Annotated in this window: 17 protein-coding genes; 7 read left to right on the top strand and 10 right to left on the bottom strand. The window is 60.2% G+C overall.

The genetic code is table 11. The features are described from left to right. The first annotated feature begins 5 nt into the window (after positions 1–5). The gene (locus AAF555_00345; GenBank protein MEM6910006.1) at positions 6–779 is read left to right on the top strand and encodes a hypothetical protein; all 774 of its coding nucleotides are present in this window, start codon (positions 6–8) and stop codon (positions 777–779) included. Next, positions 776–2,209, top strand: coding sequence for an SUMF1/EgtB/PvdO family nonheme iron enzyme (locus AAF555_00350; GenBank protein ID MEM6910007.1), 1,434 nt, complete (start codon positions 776–778; stop codon positions 2,207–2,209). Before AAF555_00345 ends, AAF555_00350 begins: the two co-directional genes overlap by 4 nt. A gap of 1 nt (position 2,210) precedes the next feature. Here AAF555_00350 and AAF555_00355 read toward each other — a convergent pair whose 3' ends face one another. The 3 genes from AAF555_00355 to AAF555_00365 form a co-directional block, all read right to left on the bottom strand. Next, entirely contained in the window at positions 2,211–3,206 is a 996-nt protein-coding gene (locus AAF555_00355; GenBank protein ID MEM6910008.1) for a malate dehydrogenase, read from the bottom strand. 65 nt (positions 3,207–3,271) lie between these two features. Further along, the gene (locus AAF555_00360) at positions 3,272–3,847 is read right to left on the bottom strand and encodes an SIS domain-containing protein (GenBank protein ID MEM6910009.1); all 576 of its coding nucleotides are present in this window, start codon (positions 3,845–3,847) and stop codon (positions 3,272–3,274) included. Beyond that, complete coding sequence (locus AAF555_00365) at positions 3,844–5,565, bottom strand: 4-alpha-glucanotransferase (GenBank protein MEM6910010.1); 1,722 nt, start codon at positions 5,563–5,565, stop codon at positions 3,844–3,846. Before AAF555_00365 ends, AAF555_00360 begins: the two co-directional genes overlap by 4 nt. A gap of 138 nt (positions 5,566–5,703) precedes the next feature. On the opposite strand from AAF555_00365, the gene AAF555_00370 reads away from it, so the two are divergent. The 5 genes from AAF555_00370 (at position 5,704) to AAF555_00390 (ending at position 11,554) form a co-directional block, all read left to right on the top strand. Further along, positions 5,704–6,177 (top strand): peroxiredoxin, encoded by a 474-nt coding sequence (locus AAF555_00370; protein MEM6910011.1) that lies wholly within the window; start codon positions 5,704–5,706, stop codon positions 6,175–6,177. A 69-nt stretch (positions 6,178–6,246) separates the two neighbouring features. Then, positions 6,247–7,806: a phytoene desaturase family protein gene (gene crtI, locus AAF555_00375; GenBank protein ID MEM6910012.1), complete on the top strand. Its 1,560-nt coding sequence runs from the start codon at positions 6,247–6,249 to the stop codon at positions 7,804–7,806. A gap of 12 nt (positions 7,807–7,818) precedes the next feature. Next, positions 7,819–9,234 (top strand): aldehyde dehydrogenase family protein, encoded by a 1,416-nt coding sequence (locus AAF555_00380; protein ID MEM6910013.1) that lies wholly within the window; start codon positions 7,819–7,821, stop codon positions 9,232–9,234. Between the two features lie 12 nt (positions 9,235–9,246). Further along, positions 9,247–10,782 carry a phytoene desaturase family protein gene (gene crtI, locus AAF555_00385; GenBank protein MEM6910014.1) on the top strand — a complete coding sequence of 512 codons (1,536 nt, stop codon included), beginning with the start codon at positions 9,247–9,249 and terminating at the stop codon, positions 10,780–10,782. Position 10,783: 1 nt separating this feature from the next. Then, the gene (locus AAF555_00390; protein MEM6910015.1) at positions 10,784–11,554 is read left to right on the top strand and encodes a lysophospholipid acyltransferase family protein; all 771 of its coding nucleotides are present in this window, start codon (positions 10,784–10,786) and stop codon (positions 11,552–11,554) included. On the opposite strand, the gene AAF555_00395 is transcribed toward AAF555_00390, so the two are convergent. The 7 genes from AAF555_00395 to AAF555_00425 all read right to left on the bottom strand — a co-directional run bounded on the left by AAF555_00395 (position 11,551) and on the right by AAF555_00425 (position 19,846). Further along, positions 11,551–12,876 carry a coproporphyrinogen-III oxidase family protein gene (locus tag AAF555_00395; GenBank protein MEM6910016.1) on the bottom strand — a complete coding sequence of 442 codons (1,326 nt, stop codon included), beginning with the start codon at positions 12,874–12,876 and terminating at the stop codon, positions 11,551–11,553. The genes AAF555_00390 and AAF555_00395 overlap by 4 nt on opposite strands. Before the next feature lie 38 nt (positions 12,877–12,914). Further along, positions 12,915–14,087, bottom strand: a complete 1,173-nt coding sequence (locus tag AAF555_00400) for a PQQ-binding-like beta-propeller repeat protein (GenBank protein ID MEM6910017.1) — start codon at positions 14,085–14,087, stop codon at positions 12,915–12,917. A 1-nt stretch (position 14,088) separates the two neighbouring features. After that, entirely contained in the window at positions 14,089–15,243 is a 1,155-nt protein-coding gene (locus AAF555_00405) for an iron-containing alcohol dehydrogenase (protein ID MEM6910018.1), read from the bottom strand. 8 nt (positions 15,244–15,251) lie between these two features. Next, positions 15,252–16,694 (bottom strand): aldehyde dehydrogenase family protein, encoded by a 1,443-nt coding sequence (locus AAF555_00410; protein ID MEM6910019.1) that lies wholly within the window; start codon positions 16,692–16,694, stop codon positions 15,252–15,254. After that, the gene (locus AAF555_00415; GenBank protein ID MEM6910020.1) at positions 16,694–17,776 is read right to left on the bottom strand and encodes a hypothetical protein; all 1,083 of its coding nucleotides are present in this window, start codon (positions 17,774–17,776) and stop codon (positions 16,694–16,696) included. The genes AAF555_00410 and AAF555_00415 overlap by 1 nt, the downstream gene beginning before the upstream one ends. A gap of 124 nt (positions 17,777–17,900) precedes the next feature. Beyond that, a complete protein-coding gene (locus tag AAF555_00420) occupies positions 17,901–19,088 on the bottom strand; it encodes an ABC transporter permease (protein ID MEM6910021.1) in 1,188 nt (395 codons plus the stop codon). Further along, positions 19,085–19,846, bottom strand: coding sequence for an ATP-binding cassette domain-containing protein (locus AAF555_00425; GenBank protein ID MEM6910022.1), 762 nt, complete (start codon positions 19,844–19,846; stop codon positions 19,085–19,087). The genes AAF555_00420 and AAF555_00425 overlap by 4 nt, the downstream gene beginning before the upstream one ends. Positions 19,847–19,900 lie beyond the last annotated feature (54 nt).

Raw genomic sequence — 19,900 nt, forward strand, 5'->3', positions numbered from 1 at the left:
ACCTCATGCAACTCAAATCCCTCCTCCCCCTCCTTCTCAGCGTCCCTCTTCTCGGCCAAGCGCAGGAGATCGAAACCTTGCTGGCCGGGGTTCGCATCGTCTACCAGGATATGGCGGACGACTTCAAGAATTTCCGCACCTTCAATGCTCAGAACGGCCTGGCTTTCTCGATCGGTCTTCGCGGGACCGGGTCGACGCGCTTGATCGATTTTGAAAAGGAGACCTCGACGATCCATTTGCTGACCTCGGATCAGGCCGAGCCGATCGCTCTTCAACCCGGCTTTCCTTCCCGCTTTTCCGATGACGCGCGAGCCGCCCGGATTGAATTCAAGAGCGACGCGCTGCCGCCCGCTGAGGCCTCTTTTTATCGTCTGGAGGGGTCGATCTCTCTTCTGGTCGCCCAAGATCAAGAAACCATCTTGAGCGCAGCCACGCCCTTTGAGAAAGGATCGACGGTCTCCTTGGGCGAGGATCTGGTCTTCAAAATCGAAAAGCTGGGCAAACCGCAATGGGGCGAAATGCCGGTCCAAGTCTCCCTCCAAATTGCTCGCGACATCCCCGAAATCGCCGCCTTCCGCTTCTTCGATGGAACGGGCAAGAAGCTCGAAATGAAAGAGGCCGGTAGCAGCCGGATGGGGATGTTCAACAAGGTCACTGTCACGCGCACTTTCAATCTCGCCGAGAAGCCCGAAGCCCTCATCGTGGAGGTCGATGTTTGGCAAAATTTGCAAAAGCAGGAAGTCCCCGTGGCCCTGGCCGTGCCGTTTCCGACCCCATGAGGCCCTTGCTCCTGCTCTTGGCAGCCCCGGTCGCCGCCTCCGCCTTCACCGGGACCGTGGTCCTGGAGCAAAGCGTGGCCGGTCAAGAAGCGGAAATGGTGCGCGAGTTTGCTCCCTCCAAGATCACCCTCCACTTCGGCCAGGACGCCTTCCGCCAGGATGAAGTGGGCGGCCTCAATGAGGGCAGTTATCTTCTGCAAAAAGGCTTTCCCAGCGCCCTCAAGCTGAAACACGCCGAGCGGACATCCGTCCTCGGGAAAGCCAGCCCTCTGGCAAGGCCCGCCAGCGCGGGAGGGGAGTCCCTGCCACCTGCCCCCACGGAGTTGGAAGCGACCGAGGAGGTCATCGAGGTGGCCGGCTACCCTGCTCGCAAATTCCGCGTTGTGAGCGCCCCGGAAATTCGCGAAGACGCGGTCGCCTACGTTTGGATCAGTCAAGAGGTGGAGTGGCCGGCCACCGCCTGGGCCTTTGAATTTGAGGTCAGTCGCGTCCTCACCCCCACCTTGCTCAACCTCTCAGTGGAGTCGGGCACCATTCTGAAACTTGAAGTGACCGAAGACCACACCACCCTGACCACCGTGGTGACCTCGCTGGAGGAGAAGGAGCTGGCTCCTTCTCTTTTCCAGAAGCCTCTCGACTACACCGGAGCAGACTTCCCACCCCGATCAGAAAAGTCGCCCCCCCTGGACCCCTCTCAAGAGGCTTGGGGGGAACTCGATGCCGAAAGGGTCAATGGCCTGAAGATGACCATGATCCTGATGCCCGCTGGCGAATTTGTCATGGGGAGCCCGGCCGAGGAACCCCAGCGCAAAGAGAATGAGGCGCTGGTGGCCGTAGCGCTCACGCGCCCCTTTTACCTCTCGGCCACCGAGGTGACCCAAAGCCAGTGGCGGGAGGTCATGGGCAGCGAATCACCCTCCAAAAGTGTGGGCGATTCCCTCCCAGTCGAAAGCGTGTCTTGGGAGCAAGCCGTGAACTTCTGCCAAACGCTCTCCGCTTTGGAAGGCTGGACCTATCGTTTGCCGACGGAAGCGGAATGGGAATACGCCGCCCGGGCAGGGCAGACCTTCGACTTTGCTTCCATGGACACGGCCCAATTCAGAGACTGGCTCAAGGAACGAGCCTGGTTCTACGACAATGCCCAGTTCAAAACTCGCGAGGTCGCCCAGCTGCGAGCCAACCCCTGGGGCCTCTACGACATGCTGGGGAATGTGGCCGAATGGACCTCTTCCGGCTACCAAAAGACTTCTCCCGCGGGCCCGCTTCAGGATCCGCTCGGGGCGGATTCGGATCACAAAGTCGTCCGAGGGGGCGATTGGGTGGCGAGCTTTGACTGGATCCGACCGGCCGCTCGCAGCAGTCGCTTGCAAAGCGAGCCCAAGGCCACCATTGGATTCCGAGTGGCCAGCGATCCCCGGCCGATCGAGTGATTCAAGTCCAGCCGAGCAGGTCCTGCACCGCCTCCCGCTCGCTCTCGAGTTCGGCAACCGAAGCTCGAATTTTTTCCTGGGAAAACGCGTTCAGCTCGATCCCTTCCACCACCTGCCAGACGCCATCGGCTGGGACCGCGATGGGGAGTCCCACCACCAGGCCAGGCTCGATGCCATAGCTCCCGTCCGAGACCACCGCCACGCTCGTCCAATCTCCCTCCGGCGTGCCCAAGGTGAGAGACCGGACGGTATCGATGATGGCCGAAGCGGCGGAAGCGGCCGAGGAAGCCCCGCGGGCCTCAATGATGGCGGCCCCTCGCTTTTGCACCGTGGGCAAAAAGGTCTCCTGGAGCCAAGTCTCGTCCCCAATGACCTCGGCCGCGCTCACGCCCGCGATCCGCGCATGGTAGAAATCAGGGTATTGGGTGGCGGAATGATTGCCCCAAATCGCCAAATGGCTGACGGCGCTCACAGGACGGCCGGCTTTGGCGGCCAACTGGGACTTGGCACGATTCTCATCCAAGCGGGTCATGGCAAACCAGCGATCGGCCGGCAAGCGCTTGGCCTGTTTTTGGGCGATGAGACAGTTCGTGTTGCAGGGATTGCCCACTACGAGAACCCGACAATCATCGGCCGCGTTCTCGTCGATGGCCCGGCCCTGCCCGGTGAAGATGCCGCCATTGATGACCAAAAGATCTCCCCGCTCCATCCCTGCCTGACGGGGCACGCTACCAATGAGCCAGGCCCAGTTGGCGTCCGCGAATCCTTCTGCCAGCTCGCTCGTGGCGACGATTTCCTGAACCAGAGGGAAGGCCCCATCCTCCAGCTCCATCACGACACCCTGGAGGGCCTTCATCCTGGGCTCGATTTCAATCAACCGCAGGCGGACTGGCTGGTCCGGCCCGAAGACCGCCCCGGAAGCCAAGCGGAACAAAAGCGCGTAGCCGATTTGGCCGGCCGCGCCGGTGACAGAAATGGTGAGGGGTGCGGGGCTCATTCGCTCCTTCGATAAGAACTTTCGGGAGCCCCAGCAAGGTCATTTTTGCGCAGGCCGCAGCCTTTTCATGGCAGGCCGAGGATTTGCTCAATCCGCAAGCACCACAGGTGGATGACCACTTTCATGGCTTCCTGGATGCGGGCCGTTGGCTGAACGGGAATGAGAATTTCCACGTCAGCCAGGCCCGAGGCTTGGCCGCCATCGCGACCAACCACAGCCACCGTTTTCAAGCCCATTTCGCGAGCCTGGGCCAGAGCGCGAAGGACATTCAGCGAATTCCCACTGGTCGAAAACCCCACCAGAACATCCCCCGCTTTGCCCAAGCCCGCCACTTGGCGCGCAAAGACTTCCTCGAAAGCGTAATCGTTGGCCACGGCCGTCAGCATCGAGCCATCCAAAGAGAGTGGGAAGGCCGCCAAACTCCGCCGATCCTGATCAAAGCGACAGAGCAGCTCCGTCGTGAAGTGCGCGCTATCGACGGCACTCCCGCCGTTGCCACAGGCCAGGATCTTTCCACCTCGGTCCAAGCTCTCGCCCATCAGTTGGGCGGCGGCTTCGATCTGCTCTTTGAGTTCCTTGAGAGAGGCGATGGCGGCCAAAGCCTCGTCGATGGCCTGATCGAGAGTTTCCAAATGGTTCATGATTTGCACTGGGGAAGGCCGCGCCCTGTTTCTTCCACCAGCCTCCGCAAGCTGGCGCCCATGTTTGTCCAATGAGGGTTGCGCAGAAAATCCCGCACCGTCGGGCGCAGCCGCGTCGACCAGTTCTCATCGGCCGACATGCCGGGGACATTGAATCGATCCGTCGAACTCAGGAAATCCGTCATCATGATGACGGCATAGCGGGCGTTGGAGGCGAACAAGCCGCGAATCAGCTGCTGGCGGACTTCTTCATCGAAGCGCGGCACGATGTCCCCCTGCCATTCGCACCCAGCGAATCGGGCCAAGGCATGCAGCTCCCGGGCGGAGTCCTCCGCCCCTTCCTCCTCGTCCAGGATCTGTTTGCGGTGGTTTTCCCAGATGGCCTTGAGCGGCGGGTGGTCGTGGGTCGCGTAAGTCGTGAAAGAGATTTCCGGGTAGTCCTGGCCGGGGCAGACCTGCCCCTCTTCGCCATATTCCCACTGCGGAATCTTCATTCCTGGAATTCCTAAGGTCTCCAAGCTGGGACGGACATAGGGGGGCACCATCCCGAGGTCTTCCGCCACGATCTCCGCCTGGCCTGCCGCCTCCTGGATCACCCGAAGAAAGCGCTCCCCCTGAGAACGATTGGCGGCGCAGCGCTCTTGGCTGTCGTCGGCCTGGGGCCAAAAACCAGGCACGCGACCGCCATTCTCCGTCGCGGCTTCCTCCCAAGAAAGATCCAGGAAATGTTCATTTCGCTCGGGCCGCCAAGGGAAGCGGTAAATGCGGTAGAAGCCGAGCGCGTGATCGATTCGGAAGATATCAAAGATATCCGTCAGCTTGCCTATGCGCCGTCGCCACCAGGCAAAGCCTTGGTCCTCCATGACCTCCCATCGATAAAGCGGAATGCCCCAATTTTGTCCCCATTTTTGGGTGAAACGATCCTCTTTGAAATAAGCCTCGGGGGGCGCGCCGCCGCTCCATTCCAAGTCGAAGAGCTCGGGCTGGGCAAAGACGTCCGCACTGTAATAGCTCACTCCAAAGGGCACATCTCCCATCAAGCGGACGCCCGCCTGCTCCGCATAACGGCGAACGGCCCGCCACTGTCGACTGGCCACCCATTGCACATAGGCGAAGAAGTCGAGTCGCGCGCGAAGCTCCTGGCGATCCGCCACGAACTCTCTCGCTCGCGCGATGGTGCCGTACTCCTCCGGCCATTGGTCCCAGGCGGCCGACCCCTCTTCTCGCTCCATCAAGCAGCGGAAAAGACAATAGTCGGCCAGCCAGGCTTGCTCCTCTTTCTGAAAGAGGGCGAAGGATTGGCCGCGATCGCTTTCCTGCCCGAGGTGCTTCTCCTGGAAGTGCCGAAAGGCTCGATCCAGAAGACTCAACTTGAGTCGGCGAACCCGCTCATACCGCACCGAGCCGGAGCGAAGTTCCAGCAAGTTCTCGCCCACGATCACTTCCGAAAAAGCCTCCTCCGTCAGGTCGGGGAGAGCACCCGGAGACAAATCGAGGGTCAGAGGATCGAGCGCCACCGCACTGATAGCGTTGTAGGGGCTATTGTCGGCCCCCGTCTCCGTGATCGGCAAAAACTGAAGAACGCCGATTTGCGTCTCGGCCGCCCAGTCGATGAACTGCTGGACGCCACTGGTATCACCGATCCCCAGATCGTAACGCCGGCGAATGGCAAAGACCGGGACGAGGACGCCCGCAGCTTTGGAGGGGGATGGGGTCATGTTCAGTTCAGGGAGGGAGTGGTGGCAAAGGCGCAAGCCTTTGCCGCTGCTGCATACGTCCTTGCCGGAAAAAATCCAATCTTCTCTCGCCCGCCTTCCCCCCGGCAAGCGAACTGCTTTTGCTGCGCCGCCCTCACCATGTCGTTTTTCTCCTCGCCCCTGGCCCCACCGCTCGCGATCGGAAGCCCTCTCCCGGAAAAAAACGTCACCCTCCACGACGGCACGCAAGCCTCGCTCGTCAGCTTGGCCGGGGGGCCGCGGACTCTCTTCTACTTCTTCCCCAAAGCCGGCACCCCGGTTTGCACCGCCCAGGCCTGCTCCTTTCGCGATGAAGCGCAAGACTTGGCCGATTTGGAATTGACGGTTCTAGGCATCAGCGGGGACTCTCCCGCGGCCTTGGCCCGCTTCCGGGAAAAACGAAGCCTTCCCTTCTCGCTTATTTCGGACGAGGAGGGCGAGCTCGCGAGCGCTTTTGGAGTGTCCCGTCTCCTTGGCTGGCCGGCGCGAAAAAGCTTTCTCTTTCAAGGTGGCCACTTGGTATGGAAGGACACCCAACCCTCCCCCGGCAAACAAGTCGCAAAGATTCGCCAGGCCATCTTGATGAACCCGTGATCGACAAAGCCCTCGGCCCATGACACCCTTTCCAAACACAGAGCGTAGAGCAGTCAGATGATCAACGACATGATGCAACCAAAGCGAGTGAACATCATCGGAGCCGGTCCGGGGGGGCTGGCTTCGGCGATGCTCTTGGCCAAAGCCGGACTAGACGTGCACGTGTTTGAAAAACAGCCACGAGTCGGCGGACGGACCTCCGCCATCGAAAAGGATGGCTTCCGCTTCGACATGGGGCCGACCTTCTTCATGTATCCGGAGATTTTGGCGGAGATCTTTTCTTCCTGCGGCTTCTCGCTCGACAAAGAGATTGAACTCAAATCTCTCGATCCCTTTTACCGTCTGATTTTTGAAAAGGGCGGGCAGATCGAAGCCACGCCCGACGTCGAAAACATGCGACGCCAAATCGCGGCCATCTCGCCCGTCGATGCCGATCAATTCCCCAAGTTCTTGGAAGACAACCGGGAGAAGTTCAAAGCCTTCAAGCCCGTCCTGCAAAAGCCGTTTAGTCGGCTGACTGACCTCCTCGATCCCAATCTCCTCAAAAGCGTCCCCCGGCTCCGTCCCGGCACCTCGGTCGACACCGACCTGCGCCGTTTCTTTGAAGATGATCGAGTCCGGGTCGCCTTTAGTTTCCAGTCAAAATACCTCGGGATGTCGCCCTTCCGCTGTCCCAGCCTCTTCACGATTCTCTCCTTCCTGGAATATGAGTACGGCGTCCATCACCCCATCGGAGGCTGTGCCGCCATTTCCGAGGGCATGGCGCGCTGCGCCCGGCGCCTCGGCGCCACCATTCATCTGGGCGAGGAAGTGACCGGGCTGACCTTCTCGGGTCGCACCTTGACCGGAGTTCAGACTGCCGATGGGGAGCACAGCGCGGATGCCACCATCATCAACGCCGACTTCGCCCACGCCATGCGGAAGCTTGTTCCGGACGCGCTCCGGAAACGTTGGAGCAATCGCTCGATCGATCGCAAGAAATTCTCTTGCTCGACCTTCATGATGTATCTCGGGATCGAGGGCAGCTACTCTCATCTCCACCACCACAACATCTTCATCGCCGAAGACTACGCCAAAAATCTCCGGGAGATTGAGGACGAACACACCCTCTCCGAAGACCCCTCTTTCTATGTGCAAAATCCCGGCGTGACCGACCCCACGCTCGCCCCCGAGGGCATGAGCACCCTCTACGTGCTCGCTCCAGTCTCTCACCAGCACGGCAATATTGATTGGACGGAAGCCAAGGTTCCATTCCGCCAAAAAATCATCGAGCAAATGGAGAAAATGGGGATCAGCGGATTAGAGTCCCGCATTCGAAGCGAGACCATCTACACCCCAGACGATTGGCAAGCCCAACAGAGCATCCACATGGGCGCGACCTTCAATCTAGCCCACAACTTCGGCCAAATGCTCAACCTGCGACCGCGCAATCGCTTCGAAGATCTCGGACAGACCTACTTGGTCGGCGGCGGCACTCATCCCGGCAGCGGTCTTCCGGTCATCTTTGAATCCGCGCGCATCAGCTCCAGCCTCCTCCTGAAGGATCTCGGCGTGGCCAGCGATTGGATTCGCGGCGGGCGCCCGGAGGAACTCCTGGGTCTGGAGCCGAAGGTCGGCTTCGCCAGCTGACCACGCCTCCGCATGCTTCCCTCTTCCAAACCCTCGCCCCTCCCCGCGACCGAGGCCCCCAAGGAAAGGAAGACATCGCAGAACTTACAGCGAATCCGAAACGGACTGGCCCGGAAACGCGAGGAACTCATCGACGCCATCGCCGCAGGCCCCCTCGGCCAGGGCCGAAACCGCGGAGAAATCCTGGCCTCCGAGATCATTCCCACCCTGGAGTGCTGTCAGTTTCTCGAGAAGGAAGCGGCCAAACTGCTCCGGGCTCGCAAGATTCCGGCGCGCAAACGCCCTCTCTGGCTAGCTGGCACCAAGTTGACCATTCACCGGGAACCCTTCGGCCGGGTTCTCATCATCGGGCCCGCCAACTACCCCTTCTTTCTCCCGATTTCTCACGCCTTGCATGCCCTGGCAGCCGGTAACACCGTCCTCATCAAACCCGCACCAGGCTGCGAACAGGTGGCCGTCCTTTTTGCCGAAATCGTGGGTCATCCCGACACAGTGCGGGTTACCTCCTCGGACCTTTCCGAGGTGGCGGCTTGCTTGGAAAAAGGAATCGACCTGCTGGTCTTCACGGGGGGCACGACCGCAGGGCTGGCCGTCTCGGGGTTGGCCTCGCGCTACGGGGTTCCCGTCATCTCGGAATTGTCGGGCTGCGATGCGTGCTTTGTTTTTGAAAAAGAGAAACTGGAGTTAGCTGCACGCTCTCTAGTATTCGGCCTGCGCTTCAATGCCAGCGCCACCTGCATCGCTCCGCGAAGAGTCTTTGTGGAGCATGCCCTGGAAGAAGAGCTCCTGAATCGCATGAAAGAGGCGCTCACTGGTCTCCAAATCCCTTTGGCGGACAAAACCAGAGACGCTCTTCTCAAGTTCCTCCAGCGGGCCGAAGGAGCCGGAGCCGACCTCGTTTCGGGATCGATTCGCGAAGACGCACAGTGCGCCCCTTACCTCCTCCGTCTGCCAAAAGAAGGCCTCTCGGTCTGGCAAGAAGATCTCTTCGCGCCCCTCGTCACGGTCACTTCCTGCGCCGATGTAAGCGAGGCTTTGCGACTGGATGGCGAATGCCCCTACGCGCTCGGAGCCACCATTTTTGGAAGCTCCCGCGAAACCCGGCGGCTGAGCGAAGGGGTCAATGCCGGAACGATTCTTTTGAACGACATGATCGCGCCCACCGCCGACCCCTGGTTGCCGTTCGGGGCCAGGGGCCGGAGTGGCTCGGGCGTCACGCGCGGGGCCGAAGGTCTTCTTGCCATGACCCGTCCCAAGGCCATTGTTGAGCGTAGAGGGGGAAGTCAAATGTATTACCAACCCACCGGCCGCCAAGAGCACGGGCTGCTGGATGAACTCGTAGAAATTTTTCACACCCAAGCCACTCCCCGTTGGTCGCGCCTTGGGCTTCTCCTGAGAAAGGCCCTGGAAATTTCCCGCTCCCACTAACCCATTGATTCCATGACAGAAAAAATCGCAGTCGTCGGCTCCGGTCTCGGAGGATTGGCAGCCGCCGCCACTCTCGCCGCGCGCGGCCATCAGGTCACCGTTCTTGAAAAAAATTCCTGGCTGGGAGGGAAAGCGGCGCAACTCGAGCAGGATGGGTTTCGCTTTGATATGGGGCCTACCATTTTGACCGTGCCTTCGGTTCTCTTCCGAATTTTTGCGGAAGCCCAAAAGGACATCAAAGACTACCTCGACCTCGTCCGGCTCGACCCCCAATGGCGCTGCTTTTATGAAGATGGCTCCGTGCTCGACTTGCAGGAAGACGTGGAAAAAATGAGCGCCGTCATTCGCGACTACTCGCCCAACCCCGAGGACGGCGAACGCTACGGGCGTTTCGTGGAACTCTCCGAGAAGCTGAACGAAATTTCCCAAAAATACTTCTTTTGGCGCTCGGTGGGCGGGGTGGCGGACACCCTCAACGTCAAAGAAATCCTCAAGCCCTGGGTCCTCAAGGACCTCATCGATATGCGGATGGGCAAAAGCGTTTCCGAGACCATTCGAGCCAACATGAAGGACGAGCGCGTGGCCCAAATGCTCGATCACTTCACGCAGTATGTCGGCTCGAGTCCAGAAGCGTCTCCCGCGGTCCTTTGTGGCATCGCCCACATGCAGGTCGATGAAGGGGTTTGGTATCCCATGGGGGGAACGCGCGCCGTCCCCGAAGCCTTGGTCCAACTCGGCCAAGACTTGGGCGTGGACTACCGCACGGAGGTGGAGGTGACCGACATCCGGACCCACGGCGGCCAGGTCCAGGGAGTCATCGATAGCGCGGGCCGGTTCGAAGCCTTTGACACGGTGGTCTCGAACTCCGACGCCATCCGCACCTACCGGGAACTGGTCGGCGGACGCGCTGGGCAAGATGCCAAGCTCTCGAGCTTTGAGCCAGCCTGTTCCGGGGTCGTGCTCTACCTCGGACTCAAGGAACGCTACCCACACCTCGCCCATCACAACTTCGTCTTCTCCCGCGACCCAGAAGAGGAATTCGAAGCCATTTACGACCAAGGCCAACCCGCCCCCGACCCCACCGCCTACGTCTGCGCTCCCGCCGTGACCGAACCAGGCGTGGCGCCCGAGGGAGGGGATGCGCTCTACGTGCTCGTGCACACGCCTTACCTGCGAAAGGACCACAACTGGGAGAAGATGTTGCCGGAATATCGGAAGGTCATTTTGGAAAAGCTCCGCCGGACGGCTGGCCTCGAGGACATCGAAGACCGCATCGTGACCGAGTCTCATCTCACCCCACAGAGTATTCACGATCGCTACCGCGTGCTCAATGGTGCCATCTATGGGGTGGCCAGCCATGGACGTTGGTTTGGGGCCTTCAAGCCAGCCAACCGCTCTCGTAAAGTAGGCGGTCTCTACTTGGCGGGCGGGGCCGCTCACCCTGGCCCTGGCATGCCCATGGTCATGATGTCAGGCTGGATCGCTGCGGACTGTGTCGACCAAGATAAAAAAGGAGGCCAGACCCGCCCACCGGCCAAGGCCGCCTGAGGTGAGCACCGCGCTCCCTGCGAGAAAGGCTTGGAAGGTCCGCTTCTTCCAGGCCTACCTTTCTTGGTATCTTGGGAGGAACTTCAATGGGATCCGCCAACTCGGCCCCCCTCCCTCTTTCGATCCCGAAAACGAAAGCCTCGTCCTCTACGCCAACCACCCTTCCTGGTGGGACCCCCTGCTCTTCCTCTTCCTGGTGGAGCATCATTTTCCTGGGGTGCCGGTCTATGGGCCGATTGATGCCGAGGCCCTCGAGCGCTATGGCATTTTCCAAGGACTCGGGTTCTTTGGCGTCGACCAACACAGCCCCGCAAGCCTGCGTAGCTTTCTGCGAACGGGGCAGGCTATCTTGAGCCAACCGGGGCGTTTGCTGGTCCTGACCCCCGAGGGAAACTTCGCCGACCCCCGGGTCCGCCCCCTCGAATTCCAGGTCGGTCTGGAGCAACTCGCCCGTCGAGCGCCCGAACATGTCCGTCTGGCCCCTCTCGCCTTGGAACTGGTTCACTGGGAGGAGCGGCTTCCGGAAGCCTGCTACCGGATCGGTCCAGCGGAGCCTCCCCAAGCGCGATGCAATTGGAAGCCGGCCCTCACTCAGACGCTCGATGAACTCCAGCAAGCCACCCAAAAGCGGGACCCCAGCCTTTTCCTCACCTCCCAAGAGGGCAAAAGCGGTCTGGGAGGGCTCTACGGGCTCTGGCGGAGGCTGATCCGTGGCGACCGCGATCTTCGCCACGGAAGTGTCAAAGCCACGCAGAATGACCGGCCAGCCTAAACGTAGCGATCCCCGATGTGCTGGGGAAGAAAGTAGTCGTGGAGAAGCCGGTCCACTTCGAGGAGGCCATCTCGATTGACGCGAATCTCCTTCTCATCTTGTTCGAAGTAGCCTTCGGCCACGAATCGATCTGTCACGTGACCAAACTTCTCGGCCACCGAGACCCCGAATTTCCGCTCGAAGTAGGCCCGTTCCACCTTGCCCAGCTTGAGTTGCAAGATGAATTCACGGATCAGCTGTTCTTCGCGATTGGTCTCGTAAGCCCGGAAGATGGGCAACTCGTCACCTCTCTCGATCAATTCCATGTAGGGATCGACGTTCGCCTGATTCTGGTAGTGGAGGCCCGCCAGGTGACCAAAAGAAGCCACGCCCAAGGCCAGCAAATCCGCCCCTCCCCAGAGGGCGTCCCGGTAGACGAACTGCACCTTCTTCGGATTTTTCACGACCGTGTAGCCGCTGGTCACGGTGTAGCCAGCGGCCTCAAACTGTTCGAAAGCATACTTGACCCATTTCCGCTTGGTATCCCAGTCCGCCACGGGTGCCGTGATTTGCCCACTCTCCTTCATCTGTTTGTAGATGGTGGTGTTGTAGGGGATTTCCATCTGGTAGATGGTCACGCACTCGGGATCGAGGTCGATGGCCTGCTGGACGGTTTTCGCCCAATTCTCGTCGGTCTCGTCGATCATACCCGCGATGAGGTCGATGTTGATCTGCGGGAAGCCGATCTTTTTGGCATACTCGTAAGCGCGGAAGATCTCGCGCGATCGGTGAGCCCGGCCGTTCAGGCCTAGAATATGGTCATCAAAGTTCTCGATGCCCATACTGAGCCGCGTCACCCCCATATCTCGAATGGCATCCAACTTCTTCTCGCGAAGCGTGCCCGGCTCCGCCTCGAAAGCCACCTCCCGAGCCTCGTCCCAAGGGATCGCTGCCTTCATGGCTGAGGTCAGCCGTGCCAGCTGTTTTTCAGAAAGGTAGCTGGGTGTGCCGCCACCGAAGTAGACAAAGTCGGCTTTGCGACCTTGGATGTAGGGTCGGCTGGCGTAGCGCTCAAGCTCGGCCAATCCGGCGTCCAGGTAGTCGTTGATCTCGGAGGCCTTCTTGTCGGTGTAGACGCGGAAGTAGCAAAAATGACAGCGCTTGCGGCAAAAAGGAACGTGGAAATACACCCCGAGTGGGGTGTCGCTCGGCGCGGGACGTTTCAGAATGGCTTCCGCTTTGGCCGCCTGCTCTTTCTGCCAATAGGCAAAAGGCGGGTAGTTGGAAACAAAGTAGTTCCCAACGGTCGTCTTTTTATCCTCGGTGGCGGTTTCGGTCGGCATGGCTGAGCTTTTGACCTCTACGGTTGCTGAATGGGAAGCTAGTCGCCTTTTTCTCGGAAGCCGAATAAGGTCCCATCCTCGGTCCCGATGACAAGCGTTCCCCGGGAGAGCGCGGGGGAGGCCGTCACGTCCCCTCCCACCTCGTAGGACCACTGGGATTGACCCGTTGCTTGATCGAGCGCAAAGAGCTTGCCGGCGGCTGTCCCGAAGATCACCAGCTCCCCTGCCAAGAGGGCCGAGGAGTCGACCTGGCCCCCCGCGGAAAACTCCCAAACCTTCTCGCCTGTGACGGCGTCCAAGCGATACATCCGCCGGTCCCGACCCCCCACGAAGACCGATTCCTCCGTGATGGCCGGGCAGGAGAAAAAAGGGAAATTCCGCTCGCCAAAGCGCCAGCGAATCTCCCCGGTCTCCGCCTCCAAGCCCACCACTTCATTGCCATAATACCCGAAGGCCGCGAGGCCATGGGCCGCCCCCACGGAATTGGCAATCGGGGCATCAAACTCCACCTTCCGAGTGATCGATCCACTGGAGACATCCGCGTAGTAGATGAAGCCATCACAGCCCCCGAAAAGCACCTCCGACCCCAAAATGGTAGGCGTCCCATTAACCCGGTCCCCGGTCTCCAATTCCCAAACCACCTCACCGGTCATGGCATCCAGCGCTCTGAGATAGGCATCGTAGCAGCCCACCAAAAAGAGGGTCGATTCCTCCGCCCTCACGGCCACGTTCACTCCGCCGAAGACCTCGCCGCTGAGCGAAGTTCTCCAAATCAACTCGCCCGTCTCGGCCCGGAGAGCGATGACCTCCCCGTCCAAGTTCCCGAAGCAGACCAGGTCCCCGGCCAGGGCAGCCGTCCCTTCGATATCGGACCCGCTATCGAACTCCCAGAGAACCTTCCCATCTTCTAGGGCCAGGCAGTAGAAAACTCCATTGGTGGCACCGACAAAGACTTTCCCGTCCGCAATGACCGCACTGGCCAAGACGGCCACCCGTCGCTCCCCGCCCAGTTGCTTCGACCAGGCTAGCTCCAAGGGCGCTGCAAGGGTTTCGGGGGAGACGCCGCTCAGATGGGCGTTTCCGCGAAACACCAACCAATCGCTCTCCACCTTTTCCTCAACCGCCTCGACCGCCTCGACTTCCCCGCGGGGCGCCTTCTCCGAAGAGCAAGCCATCAGGCTGACCACAGCAGTGAAAAAAAACCAACGCATCTCAGTAGACCAGACGGTAGAGGCTCTCGAAATCTTCCGCTTTCAGGGGAAGAGGATTGAATTTTCCCGTCCATTGCTCGCTCGCTTGCTCGGCCAAACGCGGTAGATCGCTTTCGGGAACCCGCAAGTTTCGCAAGCGCCGCTCCAGCCCGGTCTGCCCCAGCCACCCATCCAATCGCTCTCCCAAGTCCCCCGAGGGAGCCAGGGTGCGGTAGACCTCGGCCGCCGTCTCCTCGGCCGCGTTGCGCCTGACCACGGCCGGGAGCATCAGCCCGACAGCGTGGCCATGCACGATCCCGTAGTTGGCGGTCAAGGGGTTGGCCGTGGCATGGGCGGCTCCCAGCATACTGTTTTCAATCGCCACCCCCGCGAGGGCGGCCCCGAGTTGGGCTTGGGCCAAGCTGGCGAGGTCTCGGCGACCCTCCTCCAAACAGGCTACCAGGGCCTTTTCCAAAGCCCGGAAAGCCGCGTAGGAGTAGGCTCGCGAGATCTCGCTGGCCTTGGTCGAGACGGCGGACTCCACGGCATGGGAAAGAGCATCGACGAGCGTCACCAGGAAAACCGATTCCGGCTGAGACAAGGTGAGTTCAGGGTCCAAAAGCACCACTTGGGCTGCGGCCTTCGGATCACCGCAAGCCATTTTGACGTGGGTCTCCCGATCAGAAATGAGAGCGAAGCTTTGGCACTCACTGCCCGTGCCGGTGGTGGTGGGAACCGCGATGAAAGGCCGCATGGCCTTCTTCGCTTTCCCCGTGCCCCAATAGTCATGAATGCGCCCTCCATTGGTCAGAAGAAAATTGGCTCCCTTGGCGGTGTCCAAGCTGCTCCCTCCCCCCAGGCCCACGAAAAGGTCCGTCTCCGCCCGCCGGGCCACCTCCGTCACCCGCTCGACCAGTTCATCGGTTGGGTTTTCCTCCACCTCATCGAAAAGCTCGACCTGCAATCCCGCGTCTTTCAGAATCTGGAGGGCTCGCCCGGCATGACCCGCCTCGCGGACTCCGGGATCGGTGATGAGCAGCACCCGTCTGCCATGAGCCCTTGCCTCGGACCCCAGCCGCCTCAGGACACCCGCCCCTTGGATCACGAGCCCATTAGGCGCATGGGCGAAACGGCCCACGAAATCGGAGGGGGGAGGCGCGAGGTCAGGGTTTTCCATGTGAATGCCTAAGCATTCGCAAAGGCTACCGTACGCCTTTCAAAAAGAAACTCGAAGAGATTGCCTTCGTGGGGTTGGTCCCAGCTGATGTGGCAGGTGGCGTGGGGGCCGATGTTCAAGCGACTGATGGCGGGGTAAGCCAAGAGATCGTCAATCCACTCCCGATCTTCCGTGAGAGCCGTCACCACCAGGGAGGGCCCAATTTGTTCCAGCATCTGCTCCTGCGGAAGCTCGACCACCGCGCAGTAGGGGAATAGAAACTCGGTGTTGGCCAAAGGATGATCGAGAGAATCGCAGCGAACGACCGTGGGCTGCAGATACGTCATATGATCGCGCTCGATCAAGCGAGGCGTGCTCCGCAAGGCCACACTGACATCCCGAGCCCCCGGCGCCTTCAATCCCTCATCGACCATTCCGCTAATGGCCTCGCCAAACCTGGGATTGGCAAAGCCAGAAAGCCGCGCGCTCTCGTCGTCCAAGGCTTTTGGTTCCATCGCTAGCAGCCGCTGGGCGAGGGCTTCCGCCAGGGCATCGGCATGGCGTGGCACCACAATGGTGGAAGCATTGATGCAACTGCGGCCGCTGTTAGCCGAGACCGATTCCTCCAAAAGGCCTAAGTGCTTTTCCCAATCGTCGATCTGGTCCTGGCCGAAGAGCACTTTGCTCCGACCTGTCCCATGCACTTCGACCCGAGGGTCTCCCGCATGTTTCGCCACGGTGCGGTCATCACCAAAGAGCATCACTCGCCCCACCCGCCGGATGATGGCGTTCGACCCCTCATGATCGGTCGGGTAAAAACCAAAGGCCTCCTTCGGCACGCCCGACGCGATCATCGCCTGAATGATCCTCCAAGGGGTCCAGGGCTCTTCCCGACCCGGCTTCAAAATGACGGGGATCTGCATGGCAATGGAAGGGATCCAGAGGGCATTGACGGCTGGGGAATTGCTCGGGAGGATGACCGCGAGCGCGTCGGTCGAAGGCACAAAGCTGACCGGCAATCCATTTTGCTGCCCGTATCCTTGATCGAGAGCCCCTGGGGTGATCCCACGACTGAGACCCTGGAGAATCGTTTCCACCTCGTCGAAAACAATCTTGAGGCGACCCATGTTTCGTCGCACCAAGGCCACCGGAAGACCACTGGTGGCGGAAAGCTGTCGCACGTAGTCATCGGGCGATTGCTCGTCATGCAAGCCCAGCGGCAGGGTGTCGTGCAAAAAACGCTCCCCTGCCTCCTTCACCATCCCGAGAAGTTCTCGACAAGGAATCCGCCGAAGGGCCTTGCGAGCGGCCTTGAGGTCGAGCATGTCCCGCTTGACCAAGCCTGAGTTGGCAAAGTGGACTTTGACTGCCTCGCCCTTGTTGCCAATCGACTGGATCGACTGCACCTCCAGGCTCTCGTAGGCCTCGCCTTGGGCTCCAATCCGGAGCACGGGAATTTCTGGAACGCTCATTAGTACACTCCTTCGATCACTTTTTTCTCCATCGCCCCAAAGGGCCGCACGTCCCCCACCCCATCCCAAGGATACAATTCGCAAGGCTTCCGGCGGATGGCTTCATCTCTTTCCAAGAACCGGGGCATGAAGAATTCCTTCGTGAGCGTGGTCAGCTCGACTCGACCGTATTCGCCATAGTCGCGCGTTTCTTCGGTTGCCTCGGGATTGACAATGCGAAGGGTGGCGCGGGGTTGCGGTGCATAATAGGTGATACTGTAACCCTCTTCTTTGGTGACGGGCTTACTGGCCGCCAAGCCCATGAGGGTGTTTCCATAAGTCGGAACAAAACGCGTTTCATTCTCGCACACCTCTTCCACCAAAAAGCGGACCATCTGGGGTGTCATGGTGGTGCCACCACAGAAGACCCCGCGGATGCCGCGCCCGGGGATCGAGACCCTCTCGGCCAAGCTTTCCAGCAACTTGGGCGTGGTGAAGAGACAAGAGATATCGCGGTGCTTCAGCAGCTCGACAGCCTGGTCGATGACGTGTCTCTGGTAGCGCTCCACCTGATCGATGTCACCGCGTTGGATGACTTTTTTGACCCAACGAGGATCGAGATCCACGAAGTAGCAACTCCCGCCCCGGAAGTTGGCCAAGTGCTCGATGGCCAGGCGGAGTCGACGCGGTCCGGTTGGCCCCACCATCAACCAATTGCCCCCGCGAGGGAAGGACGCTTCATCCAAGGTCCCAGAAAACTGCTCGTAATCGTGTTTGTAATCGTCCCAGCCAATCCGCTGCTTGGGAAGACCGGTCGTGCCGCCGGTTTCAAAGATATTGAAGGGTCGCTTGCCAAAACCCTTGGGCACAAATCGCTCGTTTTTCTCGTCCCTCAGCCACTCGTCTTGGAAGTGATCGAACTTCACTAAGTCGGCCACGCTTTGGATCTCTTCCCGAGGATCCCAGCCGGAAGCCTGTTTCCAATCGAGCCAAAACGGACAGCCCGTCTCCTCCGAGAAATGCCAATTCAGGATTTCCTGAAGGTGAGATTGCAATCTTTGGTCCGCTCCTTGGGCGGGGGTGGGGGCTTGGGCTTCGATCATGGTGGGCACGGGAGGTTCTACGACCCTGCCGGGGGCCGAGGAACCGCTTCTTTCTCGCGGCCAAGGACAAAACGCAATGGGAGACTCCCTCCTTCCGAGTCGGGCCTCTTTTCTAGTCTTCTTCTCAATCGCGGAAAAGCGTGGCCTCCCGCTCCACCAAACGAACCGTCGACCAAATGGCCAAGGCCGAGAACCCCAGGAGCGAGACGAAGGTCAGGGCGACATGCCCCCCCACCAGCGAGCCCGACATCCCTTCTCGCAAAACCACGGCTGCATTGAAGACTGGAATGAGGGCCGTCAGCACGTTGAGCTCTGTTCCTGGCAGCATCGCCACCACCAAGCCCAAGGCCAAGGCCATCAGGATGGGGCTCAAATATCCTTGGGCCTCTTTGGGACTACGGGCAAAAAAGGAACAACCGAGCAGCAAACTGGCCAAGACCAGAGAAACGGGAATCAAGAGAGCAATGGCCAAGGCCACATTGCTCACCTGGAGGAGACTGCCGAAGTATTCTGGATTGTTGGCGGCTCCCCCCAGAAAGGCCAACCCGCCTAAGCTGAGAATCGAGAGCAGCGAGGAACAAAGCCCCGCCAACATCACCAGCCCCAGCTTTCCGACCAAAACGCTCCGCTGGTCCATCGGCGTGGAGAGAAGCGTTTCCAAGGTGCCCCGTTCCTTTTCTCCGGCCCCTTGGTCCACGGCGGTCGACATGCAGCCCGTCAGACAAAGAAAAAAGAGAAAGTAAGCCAGGACCCCGCCCAGTTGCTCGCCGGACTCCTCCCGCACCTCCGCCACGTTTTCCAGCGTGAGATCGATCGGTTCCACCGCACTGGGCAGAAGACCCAGCGCACGAAATCGATCGGCTTCCTCCGCTTCTTGATAGCGCTTGAGCAGGTCACGAATCCGCCGCGCCTGGAGCGTGCCCTCCGCCGTTTCTTTATAGAGAAGGCTGATCTTGCCGGTCCCACCCTGGGCTTGCGCGCGCTCGAATTGCTCATCGAAGAGGAGAGCCGCAGGCACCTCCTCCGCCTGAACTTGTCTCCGCAAGTCCGCCTCTTCCTCCGCTGGGGTGAAGGAGATGCCGTCATACTCCTCGACAAAGGCATTCAGCTCGACGGCCTTCTCACCCGGAAGCACCGGGACCGCCAAGGCGCGGCCTTTCACTTCGCTCATTTGCAAGGAGGAGAAATAGCCCATCACCAAAACAATGAGCGGGTAGAAAAAGACCGGCAGGATGAAGGTCACCAAGACCGTCCGCCGATCGCGCAACGCTTCGCGCAGCTCCTTTCGGAAGACGGTCCACGCTCCCTTCATACTGCGTCCCCCAAAAGCCGAATGAATTCGTCCTGGAGACTGGGCGCTTGGCGACCGCTCTCCAAATCCTCGAACTTGCCGGCGAAGACCTTTTCGCCCTCGTGAATGACCACCACGTCGTCCGCCAACTGCGCCACCTCTTCCATCAAGTGAGTCGAAAAAAGCACCGTTTTGCCTTGTTCACGACATTCTCGCACCAGCGCGATGACATTGCGCGAGGTAAGCACGTCCAGTCCCACGGTCACTTCGTCGAAAACCATGACCTCTGGATCGTGCAGCAAAATCCGGGCGATGGAGACCTTTTGCTTCATGCCCATCGACAAGCGTGCAATCGGCCGATCTTGAAACGACCCGATCCCAAAGCGCTCTATCAGCTGGCGAGCGCGTTCCTCGCAGCGATCCGGCGCCAAGCCATAGAGACCGCCAAAGTAACGAAGTGTCTCAAGAGGGCTGAGATGACGGTAGAGCGAGGTCGTCCCGGTGAGAAAACCAATCTTGCGCCGGACCGCCACCGCCTCCTCGACCGAGTCCAAGCCCGTAATTTCCACCCGCCCCTCGCTCGGTCGCAGGAGCGTGGCCACCATCCGCAGGGCGGTCGTCTTGCCAGAGCCGTTCGGGCCCAGGAGGGCGCAGATCCGGCCGGGATGGCATTGGAAACTGAGCGCACGGACCGCGGTCAACTCCTCCCGTGTTTTGGGCGACCACCACTTCGACCGTTCGGCGGGGAAGCGTTTGGTCACACCATCGAAGACAATCATGTCGCCCTCCTTATGGAAGAGAGCTCCTCGAAGGTCAAGGATTTGACCGGATGG

This window comes from Verrucomicrobiota bacterium (genome assembly GCA_039027815.1).
GTDB lineage: Bacteria > Verrucomicrobiota > Verrucomicrobiia > Verrucomicrobiales > JBCCJK01 > JBCCJK01.